At 64.0% G+C, this 389-nt stretch carries 1 pseudogene; it reads right to left on the bottom strand.

The window, feature by feature from the left end:
• Nucleotides 1–389, bottom strand: a pseudogene (locus HX812_RS31985) (glutamine synthetase); the annotation flags it as partial.

Below are 389 nucleotides of genomic sequence, written 5' to 3'. Positions count from 1 at the left end.
CTTCCACTGGCGCGCTGGGTTCGATCTGCTCGATCATGCCGAGGTAGCCACACAGCAGACTAGCCGCAATTGCCAGGTAGGGATTGGCATCGGCGCCGGGCAAACGGTTCTCCACGCGCATGGCGTCGGGGCTGGAGGTGGGCACGCGCAGGCCAACGGTGCGGTTCTCTTCGCCCCACTCGACGTTGACCGGTGCCGAGGTGTCCGGCAGGAAGCGGCGGAACGAGTTCACGTTGGGCGCAAACATCGGCAGCAGCTTGGGAATGTACTTCTGCAAGCCGCCGATGTGGTGCAGGAACAGCTGACTCTTGTTGCCATCCGCGTCGACGAACACCGGTTTGCCGGTGGCGATGTCGACCACGCTCTGATGCAGGTGCATGGCGCTGCCC

Origin of the sequence: Pseudomonas sp. IPO3749, assembly GCF_013386605.1 — a bacterium.
GTDB classification, from domain to species: Bacteria; Pseudomonadota; Gammaproteobacteria; order Pseudomonadales; family Pseudomonadaceae; genus Aquipseudomonas; species Aquipseudomonas azotoformans_A.
This window is presented reverse-complemented; position numbering and strand designations above follow the sequence as displayed.